Source organism: Lactiplantibacillus modestisalitolerans, from assembly GCF_005405425.1.
Taxonomy (GTDB): Bacteria; Bacillota; Bacilli; order Lactobacillales; family Lactobacillaceae; genus Lactiplantibacillus; species Lactiplantibacillus modestisalitolerans.
Genome location: NZ_BJEA01000012.1, coordinates 34,840 through 58,020, shown reverse-complemented (window position 1 = coordinate 58,020; position 23,181 = coordinate 34,840). Strand labels below are relative to the sequence as shown.

20 protein-coding genes are annotated in these 23,181 nt (G+C 48.9%); 9 read left to right on the top strand and 11 right to left on the bottom strand.

What is annotated here, in order from left to right:
* Positions 1–217 precede the first annotated feature (217 nt).
* On the top strand, positions 218–862 hold the full coding sequence (locus FFM79_RS08045) for a zinc-binding dehydrogenase (RefSeq protein WP_225424407.1): 645 nt from the start codon (positions 218–220) through the stop codon (positions 860–862).
* Positions 863–1,050: 188 nt separating this feature from the next.
* On the opposite strand, the gene FFM79_RS08040 is transcribed toward FFM79_RS08045, so the two are convergent.
* From FFM79_RS08040 to FFM79_RS08015, 6 genes are all read right to left on the bottom strand, one after another.
* Positions 1,051–1,878: a LysM peptidoglycan-binding domain-containing protein gene (locus tag FFM79_RS08040; protein ID WP_137642959.1), complete on the bottom strand. Its 828-nt coding sequence runs from the start codon at positions 1,876–1,878 to the stop codon at positions 1,051–1,053.
* A gap of 537 nt (positions 1,879–2,415) precedes the next feature.
* Positions 2,416–3,075: an ABC transporter ATP-binding protein gene (locus FFM79_RS08035; RefSeq protein WP_137642958.1), complete on the bottom strand. Its 660-nt coding sequence runs from the start codon at positions 3,073–3,075 to the stop codon at positions 2,416–2,418.
* Between the two features lie 16 nt (positions 3,076–3,091).
* The gene (locus tag FFM79_RS08030) at positions 3,092–4,582 is read right to left on the bottom strand and encodes an ABC transporter permease (RefSeq protein ID WP_137642957.1); all 1,491 of its coding nucleotides are present in this window, start codon (positions 4,580–4,582) and stop codon (positions 3,092–3,094) included.
* Between the two features lie 383 nt (positions 4,583–4,965).
* Positions 4,966–7,032: a lectin-like domain-containing protein gene (locus FFM79_RS08025; protein ID WP_137642956.1), complete on the bottom strand. Its 2,067-nt coding sequence runs from the start codon at positions 7,030–7,032 to the stop codon at positions 4,966–4,968.
* A 129-nt stretch (positions 7,033–7,161) separates the two neighbouring features.
* Positions 7,162–7,728: a DNA-3-methyladenine glycosylase I gene (locus FFM79_RS08020; protein WP_137642955.1), complete on the bottom strand. Its 567-nt coding sequence runs from the start codon at positions 7,726–7,728 to the stop codon at positions 7,162–7,164.
* A 96-nt stretch (positions 7,729–7,824) separates the two neighbouring features.
* The gene (locus FFM79_RS08015) at positions 7,825–12,129 is read right to left on the bottom strand and encodes an MMPL family transporter (protein ID WP_137642954.1); all 4,305 of its coding nucleotides are present in this window, start codon (positions 12,127–12,129) and stop codon (positions 7,825–7,827) included.
* A 184-nt stretch (positions 12,130–12,313) separates the two neighbouring features.
* On the opposite strand from FFM79_RS08015, the gene FFM79_RS08010 reads away from it, so the two are divergent.
* The gene (locus FFM79_RS08010) at positions 12,314–12,889 is read left to right on the top strand and encodes a TetR/AcrR family transcriptional regulator (RefSeq protein ID WP_137642953.1); all 576 of its coding nucleotides are present in this window, start codon (positions 12,314–12,316) and stop codon (positions 12,887–12,889) included.
* 289 nt (positions 12,890–13,178) lie between these two features.
* On the opposite strand, the gene FFM79_RS08005 is transcribed toward FFM79_RS08010, so the two are convergent.
* From FFM79_RS08005 to FFM79_RS07995, 3 genes are all read right to left on the bottom strand, one after another.
* Positions 13,179–13,868, bottom strand: coding sequence for a GTP pyrophosphokinase (locus FFM79_RS08005; RefSeq protein ID WP_225424406.1), 690 nt, complete (start codon positions 13,866–13,868; stop codon positions 13,179–13,181).
* A gap of 40 nt (positions 13,869–13,908) precedes the next feature.
* Positions 13,909–14,196 (bottom strand): hypothetical protein, encoded by a 288-nt coding sequence (locus FFM79_RS08000; protein WP_137642952.1) that lies wholly within the window; start codon positions 14,194–14,196, stop codon positions 13,909–13,911.
* 100 nt (positions 14,197–14,296) lie between these two features.
* Positions 14,297–15,691 carry an FAD-binding oxidoreductase gene (locus FFM79_RS07995; protein WP_137642951.1) on the bottom strand — a complete coding sequence of 465 codons (1,395 nt, stop codon included), beginning with the start codon at positions 15,689–15,691 and terminating at the stop codon, positions 14,297–14,299.
* 193 nt (positions 15,692–15,884) lie between these two features.
* Between FFM79_RS07995 and FFM79_RS07990 the strand changes: the two genes are divergently transcribed.
* The gene (locus tag FFM79_RS07990; RefSeq protein WP_137642950.1) at positions 15,885–16,916 is read left to right on the top strand and encodes an LCP family protein; all 1,032 of its coding nucleotides are present in this window, start codon (positions 15,885–15,887) and stop codon (positions 16,914–16,916) included.
* Between the two features lie 96 nt (positions 16,917–17,012).
* Here FFM79_RS07990 and FFM79_RS07985 read toward each other — a convergent pair whose 3' ends face one another.
* Positions 17,013–17,267 (bottom strand): hypothetical protein, encoded by a 255-nt coding sequence (locus FFM79_RS07985; RefSeq protein WP_137642949.1) that lies wholly within the window; start codon positions 17,265–17,267, stop codon positions 17,013–17,015.
* A 331-nt stretch (positions 17,268–17,598) separates the two neighbouring features.
* On the opposite strand from FFM79_RS07985, the gene FFM79_RS07980 reads away from it, so the two are divergent.
* The 6 genes from FFM79_RS07980 (at position 17,599) to FFM79_RS07955 (ending at position 21,724) form a co-directional block, all read left to right on the top strand.
* On the top strand, positions 17,599–17,910 hold the full coding sequence (locus FFM79_RS07980; protein WP_137642948.1) for a hypothetical protein: 312 nt from the start codon (positions 17,599–17,601) through the stop codon (positions 17,908–17,910).
* A 285-nt stretch (positions 17,911–18,195) separates the two neighbouring features.
* Positions 18,196–18,888: a response regulator transcription factor gene (locus FFM79_RS07975; RefSeq protein WP_137642947.1), complete on the top strand. Its 693-nt coding sequence runs from the start codon at positions 18,196–18,198 to the stop codon at positions 18,886–18,888.
* Positions 18,885–20,273 (top strand): sensor histidine kinase, encoded by a 1,389-nt coding sequence (locus FFM79_RS07970; protein ID WP_137642946.1) that lies wholly within the window; start codon positions 18,885–18,887, stop codon positions 20,271–20,273. Before FFM79_RS07975 ends, FFM79_RS07970 begins: the two co-directional genes overlap by 4 nt.
* A gap of 211 nt (positions 20,274–20,484) precedes the next feature.
* Positions 20,485–20,733: a hypothetical protein gene (locus FFM79_RS07965; RefSeq protein WP_137642945.1), complete on the top strand. Its 249-nt coding sequence runs from the start codon at positions 20,485–20,487 to the stop codon at positions 20,731–20,733.
* A gap of 24 nt (positions 20,734–20,757) precedes the next feature.
* Positions 20,758–21,066: a hypothetical protein gene (locus FFM79_RS07960; RefSeq protein ID WP_225424404.1), complete on the top strand. Its 309-nt coding sequence runs from the start codon at positions 20,758–20,760 to the stop codon at positions 21,064–21,066.
* Positions 21,067–21,085: 19 nt separating this feature from the next.
* Positions 21,086–21,724 carry a hypothetical protein gene (locus FFM79_RS07955; protein WP_137642944.1) on the top strand — a complete coding sequence of 213 codons (639 nt, stop codon included), beginning with the start codon at positions 21,086–21,088 and terminating at the stop codon, positions 21,722–21,724.
* 66 nt (positions 21,725–21,790) lie between these two features.
* Here the strand turns inward: FFM79_RS07955 and FFM79_RS07950 are convergent, their stop codons facing one another.
* Positions 21,791–23,176 (bottom strand): Nramp family divalent metal transporter, encoded by a 1,386-nt coding sequence (locus FFM79_RS07950; protein ID WP_137642943.1) that lies wholly within the window; start codon positions 23,174–23,176, stop codon positions 21,791–21,793.
* Positions 23,177–23,181: the final 5 nt, after the last annotated feature.

Here is a 23,181-nt window from a genome sequence, read left to right as displayed (position 1 = left end):
GCCATTTTTAACGCTCGTTTTTTAGTAGTTTTGTATCCAATTGGCACCGAGATGACCGTCAGTGGCGGAAATCAGCGGTTGGCGAAAGCACTGCGAGCATCGCTTCGAGCCTTATGATGCGCTACGCCGTTAGTTCGCTAATCGGCTTCAATTTGTCACTTCACCCTGTGTTTTCGCTTCATTATAGGCCATCGCCTGAATTGCCCAAGTAGTTGCAGTGCCGCTCGTTGGCTTAACGGCCTACGAATCCCTGTTTGAACAACTACAACTAAACTGGACTGGAAACGCGGGTCAAACCATCCTGATTATCAATGGTGCGGGGGGCGTCGGTTCCATGGCCGTTCAGTTGGCAAAATTAGCCGGCCTCACGGTAATTGCAACGGCTTCGCGTCCCGCTTCCATCGCGTGGGTCCGACAACTTGGAGCCGACCTAATTATTGACCATCACCAGGAACTCAGCGCCCAAGTTCACCGGGCCGGGTACCACTACGTTGACTACGTCCTGAACCTAAATAATCTCGACGCGCACTGGCAAGAAATCGCGACGCTCATTAAGCCGGATGGTCGCATCGTGGCGACCACCGAAAATCACCGCCTCATTGACCTCCAAAAACTGACGAAAAAGCGGGCAACCTTTGCCTGGGAGTGGATGTACAGTAAGTCGTACTACCAGACTGCAACTCAAATTTCGCAACATCACATCCTAACCCACCTAGCTGAACTTTACGAAAACGCCAGCCTGCAACCCATCAACAAACTGCATTACAGTCCCATCAATGCAGCTAATCTCAAAAGGGCCCACGCCGCCGTTGAAGCCGGCACGATGGTTGGCAAAGTCGTTTTAACGGGCTGGGAACCGTAGCTGGAAAAATCCATACTACTTGAATCGGCATCCAAATAGATCCCCGTAGTGTTCTAACCAACCGGTTATACCCGCTGCTGGCGGTAATCTCAGCACCAATTGGTAAAAAACCTAAAAAAAGCTGGTTAAGAAGACATTGCTTCCTAACCAGCTTCATTATTTAAATTCAATTTAAAACCGGGTTGTGCTTAAAGGGCCCAAGCTGACATGCCTTGTGCGTTATATAAGCTAACCGCAGCGTTGACTTGGTCTTCAACGGAACCTGAGCTGATGTGCATGTTTTGGAATAAACCATAGGCACCACTCGTGCTGTTCTTGACCGTTGTTTGCCAACCTGATTCACGGGTGATGATCTTGTTCCAAGTTGAAGCAGAAACCCCAGTCCGCGATGACATTTGACTTAAGACGTAGCTTTGTAAGTTGCTACCAGTGTAGCTTGATGAAGCTGAGCTCGTTGAAGCCGCACTTGATGACGTGCTCGTCGTTGCAGCGGAACTCGTTGCTTGGCTCGTTGAAGACGTTGCTTGACTAGCAGTTGATTGGCTAGCAGCTGATTGCGTACTTGCTGATGAAGCGGCCGTACTTGCTGAAGACGTGCTCGTTGAGGACGCAACGCTAGCAGTTGAAGTTGCGGCGCTCTTAGCAACGGAACTCGTTGCTTGGCTCGCAACGGATTGTGGTGCGGCACTCGTTGCACTAGTGTTGCTAGTTGAAGCGGCGCTAGCAGTTGAAGTCGTTGCAGCGGAGCTGGTTGCTTGGCTCGTCATGGATTGTGCTGCGGCACTGGTCGTTGAAGTACCGTTAACTTCCAACTTGTCGCCAACGAAGATCAAGTTAACGTTAGCTAGCTTATTCGCCTTTTCGATAGCTGAAACCGTGGTGTTGTGCGTCTTGGCAATAGCTGAGACGGTGTCACCGGCTTTAACAGTAACGGTATCGGCGTTAGCAGCGGTCGTTGAGATGGCGAACAAGGCTAAGGCGGCGGTTGATGATAATACTAAGTTTTTGATTTTCATTATTTAAGACACTCTCCTATATGGTAGTAAAACAATTTTCGATTTATATACTTTCAACTTTCATTGGTCGGGGACGTTGCCCGCAACCAATCAACAGAAACTAGTATAACTGCCGAGTATTGCAGTCCAATAATCAGAAGATTACGATTTGCGGGGGCAATTGTAATAAACGGCCGATTTTGTAATGAATTGTAATATTCACACCGGTTTACAGAAAAGACTGGGTATTTTCGGTTAGATGATAAACAGTTAGCACTAAAATGTTTATTTTCTTGCTAATTTAGTTGAACCCCGGCAAATGCCAAAATTGATTTCAGCCTAAAATTCATCAAGGAATTTTTAAAAAATTTCGCGAAACCGCCCCCGTTATGTCAAAATTAGCACCTAAAATAAGTGGTCACTAACGTGCAACCGCTTCAATTACGGCGCCAAAAAAGATGATGACATTAGTCACCACCTCTTTTGATTACCTCATATTAATAGCCGAAACGTGTGTCAAAAGTCAGCCGACTTTTGGCGCACTCCCTTCAAACTTAACTAGGCTTCTTTCTTAAATTGATGTTCTGCTAAGCGGTAGGCGTGGTCGCACGCGGCGGCAACGTCTGGTTCGTGGGTCACGATGATCACACACTTATGTTGTTCATGCGCAATTTTCTGAAACTGGGCAATCACGTCCTTCGTGTTAGTTTCATCTAAGTTACCGGTTGGCTCATCCGCCACGACCAGCGGCGCGTCACAGACCATTGTCCGGGCAATCGCCACCCGTTGCTGCTGCCCACCGGATAGGCGTTGAACGTTCTTCGTCATTTGCTGGTCGCTCAAACCCAACTTCCGTAAGACGGACCGCGCGTAGTCGCGATCTCCCCGGTGCTTGGCGTTCGTAATTGCCATCGCCGTCATTAAATTGTTTAGCGGTGACATGTAGGTCAGCAAGTTATACGACTGAAACACAATCGCAACCTGCGAGCGGCGGTACGTCGTCAGCCCCAATTCATTGATTGGTTCACCGTTAATCTCAATTTTACCGGCTCGTGGTTTATCCAACCCCGCTAATAATGAAAGAAAAGTTGTTTTTCCGGAACCACTTTGACCAACAATCGCGTAGGACGTCCCGGATTCAAAGTTTAAATTAACGTGCTCAAATAAGCTGTTTGCTTGGCGATCGTACCAGTAACCTAAGTCCGTTACTTTTAGCATCCAATCCCTCCTCGAATCAATCGATTAAAACTTTTTTCGGCTGAAGCCGTAAAATACCACCAGACGCAATCATAATCGACAGGAACATAATGGCTAGGCCAAAGCCGCCAAGTTCTACTAAGTCTAATAACGTGACGTCAATGTTGAGTTGCGACTGGTCAGCGGTTGCGCCTTTAGTCATTTGATGCCCGTGACGCGCACTGCCACCCGTTTGGTTTCCACTTGGTTGGCCACTACCACCCGGATTGCCGCTTGGCGCTTGGCCATTTCCACCACCAGGTTGTTGGTTCGTACTGCCGATAGTCGTCGTAGCCGTCGTGGTCGTTTGCTGACTAATGAGTTGTTGACCCAGCTTGTTACCCACAAACTTGCCACCAAAACCAGCTAGCACTAGTGAAACGACCAGTACCATCACCATTTCCGCAAAGAACTGAGCGACGATCTTCCAGCGCGCCTCGCCAAGTGACAGGAGCACGCCAATTTCGTAACGACGTTCGCGAACCATCAGGATGATGATCAGGGCTAAAATAATCGTCCCCGCAATCGCGACTAACCAAACAATCTTGTCCGCAAACGACTTGACGTTATTCATCGACGCCTTCACCGTTTGGTAACTACTATCATCACTGCTTAACGAATACTTACTGGTACTGATTAGGCGCTTGCCGGCCGCGGTCACGCTGCTAGCTTTAGCCGGATTCGACAACGTAAAGGTGACGGAATCCGCGGTATTCTTATACTTCGAACCTTTAACGGTATTCGCAAAGGTGTACGACGTATAAACGCTGTTCGCGGGATCCGTTGCGCCCGGACCCTGCTCAGTGCTAGCGCTCGAAGCCGCTTTATAAATCCCCACGATCTTCATGGTATAAGTCGTCTTCTTACCCGTCGTTCCCTTCAACTTAATCGTGTCACCCACGCTGAGCTTGTCCTGCTTAGCCAGCTCACTTTCGATGACGACGTTGTTGGTCCCAGCGTCACTAGCGGTAATGCCGCGGCCCTTCGTAATCTTACTCGAGTTGTTGGAAAAACTCGTAACCGCACTCGTTGCGGTGACCCCAGAAATCAAGATATCACCGTTACTACTCATACCGCCCATGGTTTGACCACCCATTCCACCGCTACTGCTCGTGGAAATGGCATCAAAGCTTTTGGCGTTCGCCGAAGTCGAAACGCTAGCGTTATAGCTCGCCACGTTTTTTAACTTGGCAATTTGCTTAGCATCACTTAACTTGACCGGGGTCGTTGTCAATTTAGGCCGCTGCTGTTTATTAGAAGACGAAGTCGTTTGTTGCCGCATCTTCTTAAACGCCGCCTCCCGGTTGGCCGACAACGTAATCGTTGCCCCAACGCTTTTTTTGGCGTTACTGGTAGCCGTATTAGCGGCATTACGAATCAGTAACCCCGCCAACACAAATAACATAATCGCGGACGTCACCAGTACTAATAGCACTGAGCGCCCCCACTTTGCCGTTAGATTAAGCCATGCTCGTTTAAAAAAATTCACGCTTAACCCTCCTTCAATCAGAATAAATTGCTTGAACACTGTCAATTTACACGGTAGATGGGACGTTTTTATGAATATATTGGGGTCAATCTGCGGCGTCCTACTGAATATTTATAATTAGATAAGTCTAATCCTCCAGTTCGAAGGTTACGCCGAAGCGTGGGCGGATTTTGATTGATTTAAAGGTAAAAGGCGAATCAGCTTGCCGCCAGCAGCGGGTGCCACCGGTTGGCTGGAACACTGACTAAATTAGTCCCAACCTCAACCACTGCTGTTAGTAGTCATTATGATTTTTTTAATCTTTTGAGCAAATTACGACCACCCATCATAGCATCAAAAAAAGAGACCGTGACTTCATCGTCACAGTCTCCGCTTAGTAATTTCTACTGGGGCGCATCCGTCAGCCGCCACGTTAAGGTGGCTACGTAATCCCCACTGATTGCGTCTGGACGCGTTTTAATGAAGAGGCCCTGGTCGCTTGACCAGCCGCCCAAAGCATTGTGCACGTCATCGTCGCTAGTACTCGTTCGTTGCGCCACCGCTACCGGCACGTGGTTAACCGGAACCTGCTGCTGACCATTCTGATACACCAGCTCACCAGCTAGTAGCCGGCCCTGCGCGTCCTGAAACGGCGTCGCACTCACACTAAGTTGCCACTGCCGACCGCGGCCACGCTCATCGCTAACCACGAGTTGCCAGCCATCCCGGGGCCGGCTAAGTTGCGTGCTCCCCGTTAGCTTTAGCGGCTCAAACCCCTTAGTTGCATCGTGGTGCTTAATTTTCAATTCGCCACCGCGAACGGTTATTTTCACCGTTACCCGTGGTGACTCGTTGCCAGCCGCGTCGCGGACCCACAGTTCCAGTTGGTTCTCACCAACGTGCAAGTGTTGGGGTGTAACCCGTAAGCGGACCGTGCCAACCGGGTCGGTCGTGGTTAGCGGTTGGCGAATCGTTTGCCCGTTCACTTTCGCTAAGCTGGTCATCGTCCGTGGATCAAAAGTGGTTTTATCGTTCACCGTGAGTTGCCCGGCAACGGTAACGATCTGCCCCTTGTCCGCCGTCAATTCTGCTTCCGGCACCGTCAGTGCTAACCGCCGTTCCGCAATCATTGTAAAGTCAGGAATGGTACTCGTCGCCTGACCACTACTACTAGTCACCGCCACTTCGGCATGCTGACTAGTCACGTCATCTTCAGCGGCTACCGTTCCCTGAATAATGATGGTCGCGCTGGGATTATCAGCCGACAGTGCCCGCGTTAGCTGGTAAGCCAACTGGTTAACACCCGCGGCTGGCAATTTGAGTGGTTCCGTGTGACCATCCGCGTACTGGACAATTATCGACTTGACGTTCAACTGCCGCGCCCAGTTTAATTGGGCCAGCACGTGTTGCCATAACTTGGCGCCGCCAACGTGGCTAATTCGGTAGCGATAGGCCAGTTCGTCGCCGTGGCGCACCTGGGCGCCCGCGGTTACCGGTACGTCTTGCGTTACGTTGTGGACGTCTACGGCCACCTGACCAGTAATCGTTCCGGGCAACCGGTCAAAAACAACTAACGAACGGTTCGTCACGTGCTCCTGATTACTGGTTGTACTTGTTAACCCCCAGGTAACGTTGGTCCGGTCGCCCCCCAGCTTATTTAAATCAATGGTCGTCCGCTGCACGTGGCCGTCAATGGTATAGGTCATCGTTTGAGTCGTCGCCTGCCACTGCAAGTCAACCGGGTGCCACTGTTTATTAGTGAGGTGGAGGTTTTCACGTGCTTGCTGGTGATTCATCTTATAAAAGTAGCTTCGTAGGGGCCAAAATCCTTCGTACGCTTCGTGGTAAGTCTCAGCAAGCCCCGGATAACTGACCGCGACGTGTTGGCCGTCAACGTTGTCATTACGGTCAAAGCCGCTGCCGACTCCGCTCTCATTATGATTGGTATCTAGCTCCAGCGCCCAGCTGTGCTGAATCGCCCGTTGCGCAATTTGTTGGGCATTAGCCTTTTTACGGTCGGTCCCATAAACCCCCAGGGTTTCACCCCAAAGGTCGCCAGGCGCCCCCGTCGTTATCGCGGCTTGACCCCGGGGGTCGCCGTGCAAGACGAACGCGACGCCTTCCGTCCGCCAATTTTCACTCGCACCCAGGTAGACCTTAAAACGCAGGTGTTGATCCCGGGTCAGGTCCAGTCCATTGCCGGGGGTCGACCATAACGCTCCCACTTTGTTAGCCCCGTTCACCAGCGTCACCACTTGTTGCGGACTCGCTTCGGTACCCGCCTTAGTCGTCACTACCGTATCGTTATTCGGAAACGTCGCCGGCTGTAAAACCGTGTCGATCGCTAATCCTTGGGGCGCGTGCTCAATCAAATCATCAGCCGCGCCCCGCTGGCCCATACTACTCAAACCACCAACAACGACAAGCCCGACGACGAAGTGCCGAATGAACTGACTGATTTTAATTTGCATCTGCAACTCCCTTAATTTAGTTTATTTTATCTAGGGGGTAGCATAGCAAATCCATGCTTAACTGTCAATTTTAGATTATTAGTTTCATAAGAATTTATTTATAAATAACTTGTAATAACGATTTTAATATTAGGCCCGCCCCCGGTTTTCCGGTGCCCAATCACAACTTGCTAAGTGGTCGTTAACGAGTCCGGCTGCCTGTAAAAACGAATAAACCGTGGTCGGGCCGACGAACTTAAAGCCGTGGCACTTCAGCTCGCGGGCAAGCGTTTGGGCCAACGGGGTACTGGCGGGGACGTCCGCCGCCGTTTGCCACGGGTGACGAATTGGTTGGTCATCAACGAACGCCCACAACCACGTTGAAAAACTCACCGGTTCGGACCAGTTCGCTAGGACCCGCGCATTGTTAATGGTGGCCGCCAGTTTTTGCCGGTGACGAATGATCCGCTCGTCTTGCAGTAACCGGTCCACGTCGGCGGCCGTCATTTGGGCCACCCGTTGCACATTATAATGGTAGAAAACCGCGTTAAACGCGCCCCGTTTATTCAGGACGGTTTGCCAACTGAGCCCGGCCTGATAAGTTTCCAAGCTCAATAATTCAAATAGTTTTTGTTGCCCATGAACGGGCTGACCCCATTCATGATCGTGGTACGCTTGCATTGCGGGCGACGTATTCGCCCATGGACAGCGTTGCATCGTGTTCCTCCTCCTTCTAGCAAAAAAGCGGTGCCGAGCAAACTCAATCGTCTACTCAACACCGCTTGGTTGCGGTTAATGCGTTCTTTTATCTAATTACTTTCGTGACCGTTTCGTGGGTTCTTCAGCGGTGGTTTCATCTTCCATCCGATCCGTTAACGGGTACGTTAAGCGAATCAAACTTGGAATAACGGCCGGAATGAAGAAGACCAAGATGATCAAACCAATAATGACGACCATCGCCACTTGAATCAGCGTCAAGACGCCGGATGGCATCAAGGCGGCAAAGGTCCCGCTCAAGATCAAGGCGGCGGATAGCACCACGGCCCCAATTACGGCGGCAGCCCGCGTAATTCGCGTGCTTGGCGTTGCCGCGGAATTATCAAATTCGCGGTACTTCATCATCAGGAAGATACTGTAGTCCACCCCGAGGGCGATCAACATAATGAAGCCAAAGAACGGTGTGTTCCAAGTCAACATATCTTGACCCATGAACCAGCTACTTAGCATCCGGGTAATACTCAAGGACATGATGTAAGCCAATAACAACGTCCCTAAGATGTAGAACGGCTGTAAGACGGACCGGGTGATGACCATCAAGGCAATCAAAATCCCAATCAACATAATTGCCGCCGTGCGGATAAAGTCGCTAGACGCAATCGCCTGTGTATCGTTGGTCTCAGAAGTCTGACCGCCGATGGCAATCGTAGCACCGTCTAAGGAAGTCCCCTTCAAGCTGTTTTCAGCCTGCGTTTGAATAGCGGAAACCTTCTTCATGGCGGCCTTCGAACTTGGATTTTCGTTCAAGACGATTGTCATCTTCGTTGCATGGTTATTTTCTGACATGTACGCCTTCAACGCGGAAGCGTAGGTCTTACCCTTCAAGACGCTCTTTGGAACGTAATACGTCTTAGCGGCGTCAGAATCTTGTAAGCCCGTCAGGTAACTATTAGCAGAGCCAACGCCCTTGTTAACTTGCTTGGTCCCATCACTAGCGGACTTCAAGCCGTTTTGTAAGGTTTGCATCTGCCCAACGAGACTTTGCATCGTGGTGTACATCGTCTGGTTCCCAGCCGCAATCTGGCTCGCACCACTGTTCAAGGTGGCGGAGTTTGCGTTCAACTGACTCGTCCCGTTAGCCAACTTACCAATGGCCGTCGTCAAGGTTGGAATTTGCCCTTGTAAGGTCCCCAAACCACTTGAAACTTGGCCAGAACCGTTAGCTAATTGGGTCACCCCACTAGCTAACTGACCAGTTCCGTTAGCTAAGGTCGTGGCACCACTACTCAACTGGTTCACACCACTGACAAGCGTTGGAACTTGGCCGTTTAACTGACTCGTACCACTTGCTAACTGGCTCGCACCACTGTTCAGTTGCGCATTATTGGCAACTAACTGGTTGGTGCCGGCGCTGAGGGCCCCGATGGCACTGGTTAGAGTTGGTACCTTTGATTGTAATGAAGTCATCCCACTTGAAACTTGGGACGCACCAGCAGTTAACTGGTTAGCACCATTAGCAGCATTAGCAACGCCACCCGTATAATCTGTCAACTTGCTCTTCAAAGCAGTCGTCCCACTTTGTAGATTTGCTAACCCTTGTTGAACTTGTTGAGCACCTGGGACTAAACCGGCCTGACTAGCAGTACCGTTTAAGCCCGTTTGTAACGCCTGCATCCCAGAAATGGCATTTTGCAATTGATCAATCACTTCTAGCGAACCATTATTGGCCTCAATCGACTTCTTCGCTAACGTCTGTAATTGTGATAAATCACTAAGTTGCGAGCTAAGCGCCGTTAATTCTTGTAACTCACTGGATAAGCTATTACCAGTTTGACTTAGCTTACTTAAGTCCGTCTCCAATTGCGACGCACTGTTTTTAGCTGATTCCGCACTAGTCTTAGCAGAACTCGTCGCTTGCGTTACCTTGTCGTTCAGCTGACTTTCTAACGCCTTCAACGCGGCGGTTAGGGCTTGCGTTTGGCCATCAGTTAATTCCTGACCACCATTTTTGTTAACCGCTGCAACGATGGTGTTAATATCAGATTCACTAAGGCTAACTGAGCTACCCGAGCCTAATTGTGTTTCCAAATCCGTTAATGTTTTCTTTAGGTTAGCAGCGTCGGAGGCTACTGTGTCACTATTTTCAGAAAGCGTCTTTGCCGTGGTTTGAATCGAACTAATATCGGGCAACTTAGTATTGCTGCCATACTTTTGTTCTAACTCAGCCATGGCTGTATTTAATTCTTTAAGCCCTGACTGTAGTTTTTCCAGTTTAGCCGTATTTTCTGCGCTAGTTCCCGCACTAACCGAATCATTAACTTCCGACTGCATTTTTTGTAATCCAGCCGTTAATTGATTCGTCCCACCGTTAACATCATTTTGGTAACCATTTAATTTATTTAAGCCAGAGCTTAATTCACTAGAACCAGTAAACAAGCTCCCGGTCCCAGTAACCAATTGGTTTACGCCACTAGCAAGCGTCCCCGTCTGCGAATTCAACTTATTCAAGTTGTCGTTAACGGTGTAAACGCCGTTCGTGTAGCTCACAACTCCTTGTTGCAATTGACCAGCACCACTGGCTAATTGGCTAGCTCCGTTAGCAAGCGTCCCCGTCTTACTGTTTAAAGTACCTAAGCCGCTGGCCAGCTGGTTAGCACCGCTATTCAGTTGACCGGTCTTGCCGTTTAAGGTGTTGAGGCCGCTCGTAACTTGGTTAGAGCCATCCGCCAGTTGGTTAACCCCACTCGCTAGGGTCCCCGTTTTACTATTTAACTGACCGAGGCCGTTATCAACGGTGTAAACGCCGTTCGTATAAGTAGCTAGACCGGTTCGTAAGGTGTTTGAACCGTCCGCTAACTTCTTAACGTCCTTGACGCTGTCGCCGATGTTCGCTTTTTTCAGCTTACCGTTGGCATCGTCTAGGCCACTACTAATTTTCGTTAAGCCCTTACCGGCAGTCTTCATTCCGCCAGTAACGGTCTTTAATTGACTATTAATGTAAAGTTGTTCTAATTCGGAACCACCGGGCTGCGTGACCGAAGCCACGGTCTTAACGCCCTTAACGTCTTGCAACTGCTTGGTTAAACGGTCAATGACCTTTAAATCCTTCTCGTTGTTTAACGCGTGATCCGTCTTAATGTAAAGCGTCGATGGTTCGGCCGTCCCCTTTGAGAAGTGCTTTTGAACGACTTTAAACCCTTGCTTAGCTGGAATCGTATCGTTTAATTCAGCTAACGTATCATAATTCAACTGATTGTTATAAGTTAGGACAAATGGTAATGAAACGCCCAGAACCACAACCAGTGCAATTAGTGGGTACCGGACAGAGCCGAGGGCAATACCGTGCCACATCCGACTGGTACTCCCGCCGGCAAACTTCTTAGTTGGCCAGAATAACCGCGCCCCCAATAGTGCCATGAAGAACGGGTTTAACGTGAGCAAGACGAGTAACAGAATGGCAACCGCAATCGCCACACCGACCGCCGAACGGTAGATGGAGAAGTTCGCTAATCCCAGGGCGGTAAACCCGATTAAGACGGACGACCCACTATATAGAATCGTTTTGCCGGCTATTTTTAACGCACGCCCAGTCGCGGCTACCGGACTATCGCCGTGACTGAGTTCTTCTTTGAATTGATCAAACAGTAAAATGTTGTAGTCGGTCCCAATCCCAAACAGCACGACGACCATAAAGACCTGCGTGAAGTTGGACAGTGGAAAATTAAATTTATTTACCAGGTTCATCACAATACTCAATGAAATGATGAACGAGACCCCGACGGACAATAGCGAAATCAACGGGGTAATTGGTGACTTGAAGACCAAGGTTAAAACGATAAAGATAAAAATAACCGTAATAATTTCGGTCTTCTTAATTCCCGCTTCGGTGACCTGGGTAAAGTCATCGTTTAAGATGTCACTCCCCGTCACGTAGGTTTTAACCCCGCTCGTTTTCGCACCCGCGGTAATGTTCTTAGTCATATTCGCGACGGTCTGATTTTTACCAACCATCAGTTGGAGTAACTCCGTCGACTTATCCTTGGAAATCAACTGCTTTTTAGCCGCCGCGTTATCGCTAGCCGCCGTCATTGATTTCACGTGGTACTTCGCCTTATCGGTTTTAAAGCGGTCAATCGTCCCATCGATGGCCTGCTTTTGATCACTCGTTAGTGGTGAATCGCCGTTATTAAAGACGACGACCACCTGACGCGTATTATCTTGATTGCGTCCCCAGTGATCTTGAATGACTTGTGCAACTTGACTTTTAGCGCTGCTTGGCAGCTGGGTCTGACCCTTTTCACGGACCAGACTACTAATATTTGGCAGGAAGATAATGGCCGCTACCATTACTACCAGCCAGACAATCGCTTGGATTGTAAAGCGTCTACGGCTCCCTTTCACTCTATATCCCTTCCCTAATATAAGAATTCTAAAAAATGACATCGTGACATTTAACCAACAATGTGTTTAAATAATAACAACATGTTAGTTGAAAATGACTGAAAATTCAACCATCAATTTTCACCAAATCGTCATTAAATCGACACATTCTCCATCAAATGTTTAAACAATGAGGTGATTCCCCGTGGTAGGTACCAAAAACAATCGACGTTCGCAGATGACCCGGCGATTGATTCAAGACAGTCTCATTCAGCTCCTTCAAACTCAGGCGCTCGACGAAATTACCGTCACCGCCGTTTGCAAGGCCGCTGACATTAACCGGGGCACGTTTTACGCCCACTATACCGACGTCAAGGACTGCATGGAAAAAATGGAACAAGGCGCGACCAAAGAATTGCTGAACGTCATCAATCAGCATACCGATCCAGATTCGCTCCAAGCGATGCTGACCGGTATTTTTGAAATTGTTAAAAAACGGCACGCCATTACGTCGTTTATTTTAACGACCGACCAAGACTTTCTGATGAGCTTTATCGCAACAACTAAACGCGAAATCTGGGCGAACGATAAGGCCCAAATTATCGGTATTAACGACCGCGAAAAGGAGTACATGTTTGAGTACTACATCAACGGTATCGTTGGAACTGTCCGTTACTGGCTAAAGACCGGGCTCCATGAATCCCCCGAACAACTGGCTAGTTTTATCAACGACTGGTGGTACCGCGGTAAACCCGTTAATAACTTACCGCGCCGACAATAATTTGCTGATCACCTCCGTGGTCAACGTGGGGGCGCTTAGTCCCCGGATTAAATTAGTTATTTTCAAGCACGTTAATAATTTATCCTTCGAAATAAAAATATCATGCTACCGCAGTTTAAGAAAGTATTCTCACTCCCGAATGGACGTTCATATTTTACAATTAACAAATCGCCGCACTCAGTTCCCATCGACATCATTATCCGGGAATGGGTGCGGTTAAAACTTGATTTCAATCAATTATTATCAAAAAAGTCGGAACTAGGTAAGCTACCTAGCTCCGACTTAGTCGTTATAATTGTTTTGGTTCCGGCTGGTACATCCGTCGCTTGATATCGTCCATTTCGCGGTCCAGTTGAGTAATTAACTGGGCCTTCTTCGTTAGCGATTCGCGCAGCGCTTCTTGGTGTGGCACGTTTTTCTTATAGTTAAGTTCGTGCTCTAACGACGCCCAGAAGTTCATCGCAATCGTTCGAATTTGCAATTCGACTTCCACGATGCTGGGACCGTCAACGGTGTACACCGGCACGCCCAAAATTAAATGTAAGCTCTGATAGCCGTTCGGCTTGGGATGGTGAATGTAGTCCTTAACGCGGAGCACTTGAATATCGGCTTGCGTGGCTAGTAGGTCTTCAACCGTTTTAACGTCACTGAGAAAACGGACGATCAACCGCACCCCCGCAATGTCGTGCAACTTGTCAAAGACGGCATTAAAAGTCAGCGGTAGGTGCTTACGCTTCAACTTACCGACGATACTTTCAGGCGATTTAATCCGCGATTGTTTACTATCAATCAACGCGTACCCGTACCTTAATTCGTATTCGCGACTGATATAATCCAACTTATCGAGAACGAGCTTCATGGCCACTTCGTATCGTAGCGAGTAGGCCTTCAACTGGTCCACGGCTTGTAATAACTCGGGTGGTCCGGGTAATAGCTGGTCATCATCCGCAATGTTCTTCGGATTCACTGCTTCACTCACTTCATTTCGCCCCAATTAGACTCTAAAACTACTCTTCTGCCTATTGAATTGTCACAATCCACTCGCGAACGATCTGATCGTAATCAATTTGATAATCCGCATCACCGGCACGGTAAGCTAGCCGGCCGTTGGCATCCTTAAACTCACTTGGAATCAAGCCGTGGCCTTCCAGCACGTTTAGGTGCCCGACTACCATTCGATCCGTCAAGAAATGTTCAAAGCGTTGCCAAAAACGTTGGAAGCTAGCGAAATCGTGTACGTCAAAAATTTCATTACGGAGCACTTCCGCATCAAACTCTAAACGAATTTTCGAACTCTTTAACGCCATTTGATCGCCCCCATGGATTGATGAATTACAATACTATCATGATAAGCATAATCGGCCGGTTCCGCAACCAAATGACTAATTCTGAGCCTAAATTTAGTCGTTAATTAATCTTTCGCTTCGGATTAAGCAGGTTAAGTGGATCAAACACGGCCTTAATTTGATGTTGTAGTTGATCGACCGCTTCGCCTAACTCGGCGTTGTTCCACTGATTTTTAAGCATCCCAACGGCGTGTTCGCCAGTAATCGTTCCACCCATTTTCAACGTTTGCTTAAACATCGCTTGTAAGGCCACAATCACCTTTTCGGGAACGGTCGTTTCAGCTTTAGGCCACACAATCGTTGGGTGGACGTTACCATCGCCAGCGTGCCCGGCTGTATAAATCTGGACGTCCAACCGATCTGATAGGTCCTGAATGTAGTCCATCAATGGCGCAAGCTGAGATAACGGCACCGCCATGTCTTCCATAATATGGTTTTGACCCGCAAAAACGGCTGGTAACATGTCGCGTCGGAGTTGTTCTAGTTCGGCCTGACGCTTGGGTTCGGTGGTGACCGTCACGTTGCTAGCACGTTGTTCGTCTAAGATTTTCTGAACGACCCGCATGCTAGTTTCGCCACCGTTATCCAGTTTAAAAATCAGCATGGCCGCACTCGCCTGAGCGTAATGGGTCCCTTCGTAACGGTCTAAGGCCGCCACCGTCTTACCATCAAGGGCTTCGAGCATCGTTGGAGCCACCCCCGAAATCCGAATGGCCGTCACGGCCTTTGCTAACGCCGTCATGTTTTCAAAGAAGGCCACCCCCATCACCGGCGTTCCCAATGGGATCGGTAGCAGTTTGACGATGACCTCGGTAATAATTCCTAAGGTTCCTTCCGAGCCCACCATGAGTTGGGTTAAATCATACCCAAACGCTTGCTTGAGGGTCCGACCGCCAAATTGAACTTCCCGGCCATCGGCTAAAACGACCTTCACCCCTAACACGTTATCCTTAGTGGCGCCATACTTGACAGTACTCATTCCACCAGCGTTAGTCGCGACGTTCCCGCCGATACCAGACATCGGCCGCGAACCCGGATCTGGTGCATAGAACATGCCCTGCTTGCGGGCCGCTTGATCCAAGTCACCATTCACCACGCCGGGTTGTACCACTGCCAGCGAATCTTCCTTACTAATTTCGATAATTCGGTTCATCTTGGCGGTCGATAATAAAATCCCGCCAGCGATTCCGTCCGAGCCAATCACCGTACTCGTGGTTTGCGCTTGGGGAATTACTGGCAGGTGAAACTTGCGGGCCGCTTTCAGCGTGCCTTGGATATCGCGCGTTGATTCGGCCGCGACGTAGGCTAACGCCAAGCCGCTGTCATCATCAGTCAAATTCGCACTAAAGGAATAGCGTTTTAGCGTTGCTTCATCCGTACGAACGGTTCCATCTGGCACTTGCTTTCGCAAAAATTCAATTACTTCCTGATCATCAAACGCTCGAAAAGTTGTCATTTCCAAGACCTCGCTTCATTGTTAATCATATTCATGATTATTATAAGCTAATTAATTCAAAAAAGCGGGTTAGCTGTTCAGCGCCTTATTCGCATACTTTCCAATCAAAGTTACTTTGATGGTATCTCACCCCAAAAGTCCGTAAAATCGAGCTAATTCTTGATTGCGCGCGCGCTAGAAAGAGGTAAAAACGATGCGACACATGGCAAATACAAAACACCGCTCAATTTTATTAATTGTCGGTTGCTTCCTATTAATTGGGTTATTAGCAGTTGGCGGTTACGCCTGGTGGGCACGTTCCCGCTTTCAATCAACCGTCTACACCGGTAACGGGCAAAGCAAGGTCGATACCAGTAAACCGTTTAGCGTCCTACTGCTCGGCGTGGATACCGGCGCCGACGGCCGAATCGACCGCGGTAATTCGGATACGATTATGATCGTGACAATCAATCCTAAAACGAAGAAGACGATTATTACCAGTGTTCCGCGCGACACCCTTGCTGAAATGGTTGGAACGCCTAACCGCAACGTCCAAAAATTAAACGCCGCCTATAACATTGGTAGCTCCAAGATGGCCAAGGCAAGTGTCAGCAAATTACTAAACGTGCCAATCGATTATTACGCTACCATCAACATGGGCGGCCTCAAGCAAATCGTCAACGCCGTGGGGGGCGTCACGATTAAGAGCCCCCTCAAAGTTAAATTCGATGGCGTCACCATCAGTAAGGGGACCCACCACTTAAACGGTAAGCAGGCGCTTAGTTATTCCCGGATGCGTTACCAAGATCCTCGGGGCGATTACGGGCGGCAACTACGGCAACAACAAGTCATGCGGGCGGTACTCGACAAAGTGCTCGCCTCCAAGTCGCTTAACCAGTACAGTAGCCTGTTAACCTCCCTAAAGGGCAACCTCAAAACGGACTTGAGTTTTAACGACCTGGTCGCCATTGCGACCCACGACCACGAGAACACTAAGCATATTAGTTCCACCCAAATTGTGGGACTACCGGCATGGATCAATAATAGCTCCTACCAAATTTTACCCACCAAAACGTTACAACAATCGTCCAACCAATTACGTCAACAGTTAGGCTTAAAACCCGCGAAATTGGCGAACCTCGAAACCAGGTTGAACGCGCATAACGCAAACTACGATGGTCAGACGAACCTAATTTATGATACCGATAACCTGGATACGATCACCTACACGGATAATACGAATTAACTTTAAACTTCTGTCTAAAAATAGACTGGCCCGCGGGCCAGTCTATTTTTAATTGCATTTTCCCGGAACCATTCAGTCGTTTCCAATCAGATAACGCTAGTTAACCCAGATTTTAAGTTGAGTTAACAAACCACCTGTATCATCTTTAAACTCATATTTTTTACCACCCCGCGCGGTACTTGCTTGGTTATGACTAACCCGTAAGTCGCTAACCCGAAATGTGAGTTCGAGCGGCTTAAACGCCTGTACCGAGCGAATCTTAATTTGATCTGCGGTTCGTTGTGCTTCAACAAAAAAGTACCGTTCCACCGCCGTTAGCAAGTCAACTTGCTTTAAAATACCAGTTTCCATTTGATTCGCCCCTTTCACCGTTTTTAACTAGCTCTAATATAACTGATGAAACGCGTTTCAGGTCAAGCCAACCCTCGGACTTTTTTTAATTTTATTCGGTAAGCCCCGGGCCCACGCTTTCCAGCCCGGTCCATGAAGCCGCTTACATTTAGTTGCGTTCATCAATTAAATTGTTTACACTTTAATTGCAATCACGTTTATTACATTTAAGTAACAGCATCATAAAAAACTAGTCAAATTAGTCAAACGGTTGTACTATATCTATAGGAAAACATACTTAAACGGTTTCACTTGCGGAGTCGTTAATCCAAGATAAAGGAGCTTACCCGCGATGATCAATTCTGATCCAGTTCATAAACAACAATATTGTTACCTCATCGAATTAACCGGCGACGAGCAGGGGGATTTGCTTGCCGTCTTAACACCCGTTGAACGTGCCCTTGGCGAGTGGGAACGCGTTCACTCCGCTAAATTACCAACTTGGCGTTTATGGACTAACGAAAACGCGGACACCATTCGTTACACTGTTCGGCACATCATCGCTCGCAACGCATTACCACAAAATGACTACTGGTTAATTCAGTACCAGGGGAACGACCATGGTCATCCGCGAATGTTGCACCCGCAATTCCACACGCGCTAGTGCACGCATTATTGATTAACAATAGCTAACAACCACCGGAATCCGTTGGTTGTTTTTTTGTTAATTCAAATTAGCGATGACAATTGTGAACGCTAGAAAAGCCCGTTATGTTCATAATCATAAACATATTTCCGTTAAAAATTCAGCGGTCCAATTAATCATTGGTGACCTTGACCATCCGGCCCTAACGTAACAGACCAGACTGAAAATAATGGCCATCATCACTCATCCATCACATTTTTTCGTTATAATAACGAAGAATACGCTAAGTTGGAGGCGCTAGTTATGAAAAAGACCATTTTAATCGTTGAAGATGAACTGAGTTTATCAGGATACTTAACGAAGGAATTACAATTTGAAGATTTTAACGTGATCGTTGCGAACGACGGACTGGCCGCTATGGAAACGTACCAAGCTCACCAATCCGAATTATTATTAATTTTATTAGACTGGATGTTACCCAAACTCGACGGTATGGAGGTCCTGCGCCGCATCCGTAAACACGACCAAGTTCCCGTCATTATTATGACGGCCCGCGATTACGTGGGTGATAAGGTCGCCGGATTAGATAACGGGGCCGATGATTACATTACGAAGCCCTTTGAAATTGAAGAACTGCTCGCGCGCATTCGGGTCGTTCAGCGGCGGGCGCAAAATCAAGTCGACCCCAATCAGATTTACCAACTAGCGACCGTTCAACTCGATACTAAGGCCCACCGGGTCACCAATGCGGGTACCGAAGTTCAATTGACCCACCGTGAATACGACTTACTGGCGTTCTTTTTGGCCCACCCCGCCGAAGTTTTTACCCGTGACGACCTCCTCGACCAGGTTTGGGGCGCCGATTTTCTGGGCCAACCAAACGTTGTCGACGTGTACGTTGGTTACTTGCGGAATAAGTTGACCATGCCGGATAAGGCCCCCATCATTCAAACAGTTCGTGGGGTCGGGTATAAATTACGGGAGGCGCAACCATGAAAAAGAAACATCCCGTCCCGACCTATGAACAGGTCATCACCCAGGCTATGCGTCGCCTCATTTTAACCATTACATTAATGGTCAGCCTGATCACGCTCTGCATTGTGGGTACCCAGCAAACCCTCAATACCACCCGTGAAGCGCAAAACCTACTAACGAGTTTGCATCAGGCCAACATTCGCGACGTGCCGAGTTTCATTCAGTGGAACAATACGACGACGCGTAACACCAAACAGCCCGCGTTTATTCGGGTCACCACGCCCAAGACGACCGTTACCAGTGCCACTAAAACCAAACAAGTCATTTTAACGTCACCGTCCTCGAAAACGTTTTTTGCTCGCCACCGGCAAAAACTCATCGGTCCGTTTACTTACGTTCGCGGTTTCGGGTTCTTTTTAACTTATCAGCAAAAAGACGGTCAAAACACCTACCAACTGTGGGTAAGCTTGCGCCGCCTAATTAATAGTCTGATTGTTTTAATCGTGCTGCTGATCTTAGTCGCGTCGTGTGCTATGACGATTGGGGCGTGGTGGGCCCACCGGCTGGCTATGCGGCTTAGCGCGCCCACAATTGCCCTGGTGCACGAAACCAAGTACCGCTCCAACAATCCTGACCGCGACCAGCCCACACTACAAGTACCGGCCAGTCCGCGCGAAATTCACGACCTTGGACAGGCCTTTAACGACTTACTCGTCACGCAAAATCAGCGACTCCAACGCGAACGGCAGTTCATTTCGGACGCCTCCCACGAGTTACGAACCCCCATCGCGGCAATTCGCGGTAACTTGAGTTTAATTCGGCGGCGCGGTACTGCCCACCCGGAAGTTATTCCCGAATCACTCGGATTTATCGACGAAGAGTCGCTACGGATGCAACACTTAATTGAAAATCTGCTCCACTTGTCGCGCGCCGACCGGGCCCAACTCCAATTGACGGACCAGGACCTCTCTTTCATTGCACTGCAACTTGGTGAACACTACCAGCCGTCATTGACGCAACCCCTCAACCTCGACGTTGAACCGAACGTTCACGTTGCCGGCAACGGCGAAATGATTCAGCAAATCATCGTCGCGTTACTGGATAACGCCCACAAGTATTCACCCGCCGATCAACCCATCACCCTGAGCGTGCACCAGACGGCGACTCAGGTGACGCTCGCGGTTGCGGATTGTGGTGAAGGGATTCCGGCTGATCAACGGCAAGCCATTTTCCAACGCTTTTATCGCGTTGACCAATCGCGGTCACAAGCCGTCGAAGGGAGCGGCTTAGGGCTGGCAATTGTTCAGCAACTCGTTCACCTGAATCAGGCAAAAATTATGGTCAGCGCTAACCAGCCGCAAGGTAGTCGCTTTACGGTAACTTGGCAGCGACCAGCCACTAAATAGGTTCATTTTTTACGCGACCAGCAGTACGGGGTCGCGTTTTTGAATGCCATTTTGCCAACGATTCCACCGGTCAGCCTTCATTTCTAAACGCAATTCTAAGAATTTCTTAGATAAAGCTTATGGAAACTCGATAGTTTACGCAAGCCTTTCCCGGTAGACTAGAGTCATTCAAGTTAACCACAACGCCATTTAAGGCAAGGAGCGATACACGATGTTATTAGATACAGATCCTAAAATTAAAAATGTGAACGCGGCTCAAATCGTCAAGGTCACCTACCCACTCGTAATTGCGCGAACCGAAAACGGCGACTTTGTGAAAGTCAAACTCAGCCCGGAACAATTACAAGACCCGCTTTTCTGGGATACGTTAAAAAACATCCGCAAATCCCAACTCTGGGTTCCACTCGGCAAACATTTTCACCAGTTACTCTCCAACGACTGGCTCGTCCCGAACGTCTAATTCAACTTAAAGGAGTTTTCAACCATGCTAAAACAAATCATGACTAAATTAACGATTACTTTAATGGCGGCGGGTACGCTGTACGCCACGACCGCAACGGCTTCCGCTAACACCCAGGCAGCGCCAAGTCAGCCAACCACCACCGCACTTAGTAAACAGGTCGCTCGCCCAACCAAACTCGCATTGAACAAAAAGCACCAACCGCAAACCGCCCAATTGACCCCGAAGGCCAGTCGCATCGTTACCAAGTCCGCACAAAGCCACGTCTTGGATACAATTGATGCTAGCAGTCAGAATCTAACGAAATTAAAGTACATCCCAACCGCCCAATAGCCTGAAAGGAAGTGCCCCAATGAGCCAACTCACAGCCGCAATTTTGAACCAACTCCAAACCAACTACCACCAACCCGTTTTGCGACTAGCAACTGGCAATTGGTTTACTGGGGCCGACCTTTTAGAAGATATTCAACTGTGCCGAACTAGCCTCGGCCAGCAACAACTTCAAGCTGGTCAAACCATTCTACTGAGCCCGACCCAGCCAGCCGTTATTCCGGGACTGCTAATCGCCAGCTGGCAACTGGGTCTGACGGTCACCCTGACACCGCCAAGCTCACACCAGCCGGATTTCAGTCCCCAAGCATACGCCGCCATGGTCTTTTCTCCCAGCCAGACCACGCGACTAGCGCACCAACTCGATCCGCAGCAAATCAGTGCCCTCACCCTCATCCTCAATACGGCCCCGCATTTTACGTACTTCGTTCACGACAACGCGGAAACCCTCACGCGGCATAGCCGGCCCGACCTGATTTTACCCGCCGACCAACGGCAATTAACGCAGGCGGAACTCTATCAGCAAGCCCGCGCAACCGCTCCAACTGCCACCTGCGTTATCAACGTCTATGACTACCAGCACGGCTTACTCCCCTGCCTTGGTAGCCTCTTAGCCGCCCAGCCCGTGACCATTAAGGTCGGGAGCGTTTTGGCCCGTTAACGCCAAAAACGTGCGTCCAAAGTCAGCTGACCTTGGGCGCACGTTTCAATAATGACTATTTTTTAATTAAGCTAAGCCTAACGTTTGTAAAATTAACCAAACGTTGAGGACGATTAAAATCGCGGTAATTACCCAGGCGACCCATTCAACCCACTTCCGGTTCTTAAAGTTCCCCATCAATTCCGCGTTACTCGTAAATTTAACGAGCGGAATCATCGCAAATGGTAACGCGACACTCAGGAACACTTGTGAGAACGTCAGTAAGTTTTCGATTTTAGCTTCGTTGCCGTGGTAATAAATCGCAAACGCAAGCACCGGTGTTACCGAAATTAACCGGGTTAATAACCGTTGGGCCCACAATGGCATCTTCAGCCGGATGAACCCTTCCATGATAATTTGACCAGATAGCGTCCCGGTAATCGTTGAACTTTGACCGGAAGATAACAACGCAATCGCAAACAGCATACTGAGGACCGGACTAGCAATGGCCCCAACGATGCTACTGTCACCTAAGGCGTTGTACAAGTCAACGAACCGCCCTAGGTCACCGCTCGTACCGAAGAACAGCGCCGCCCCTAAAATTAAGAGCAAACTGTTAACGACGAACGCAACGGACAATTGAATATTAGAATCGATGGTCGTAAACTTCACGGCCCGCGCAACTTCTTTTTCGTCGCTACGGTCAACCTTACGCGTTTGTGAAATTGACGAACCTAAGTACAAATTATGCGGCATAACCGTCGCCCCAACGATCCCGAGGGCTAAGTACAGCATCGATTGATTCGTCACAACCTGAGTCGTTGGGACGTACCCCTTCAACATTTCTGGAACGTTTGGTTGTGAAATGATCACTTCGTATAAGAAAACAAATAGAATCACGGCAACTAAGGTCGCCACGATGGCTTCAATTTTACGGAAGCCTAATTTCATTAGTAGCAATAAAATTAAAACGTCGGCGGTGGTAATTAAAATCCCGACAATTAATGGGAAACCAAATAATAACTTCAATGCGATCCCGGAACCAATAATTTCCGCCACGTCGGTCGCCATAATGGCCAGTTCCGTAACGATCCACAGGAAGATTCCCATTCCCTTGGAAGTTCGTTCCCGGGTTAACTGGGCCAAATCCTTCCCAGTGACAATCCCCAGCCGGGCCGCCATCGCTTGTAACAACATCGCGATCAAACTCGACAATAGGATTACCGAGAGCAGTGCGTATTTGTATTGTGAACCGCCGGCAATTGACGTAATCCAGTTCCCTGGATCCATATAGCCAACTGCGACTAACGCGCCCGGTCCGGTATAGGCAACCAACGTTCGCCAAAAGCTCGCGTTCTTGGGTACCCGGACGCTTCCATTCACTTCGTCCAAGCTCTTACTATCGGCTCCAGTTGAGTGAACCGCCTTTTCTGTGGCAGTCTTCTTCTGGTCCTTCGTTTTTGCTAGTTTCATTTTTG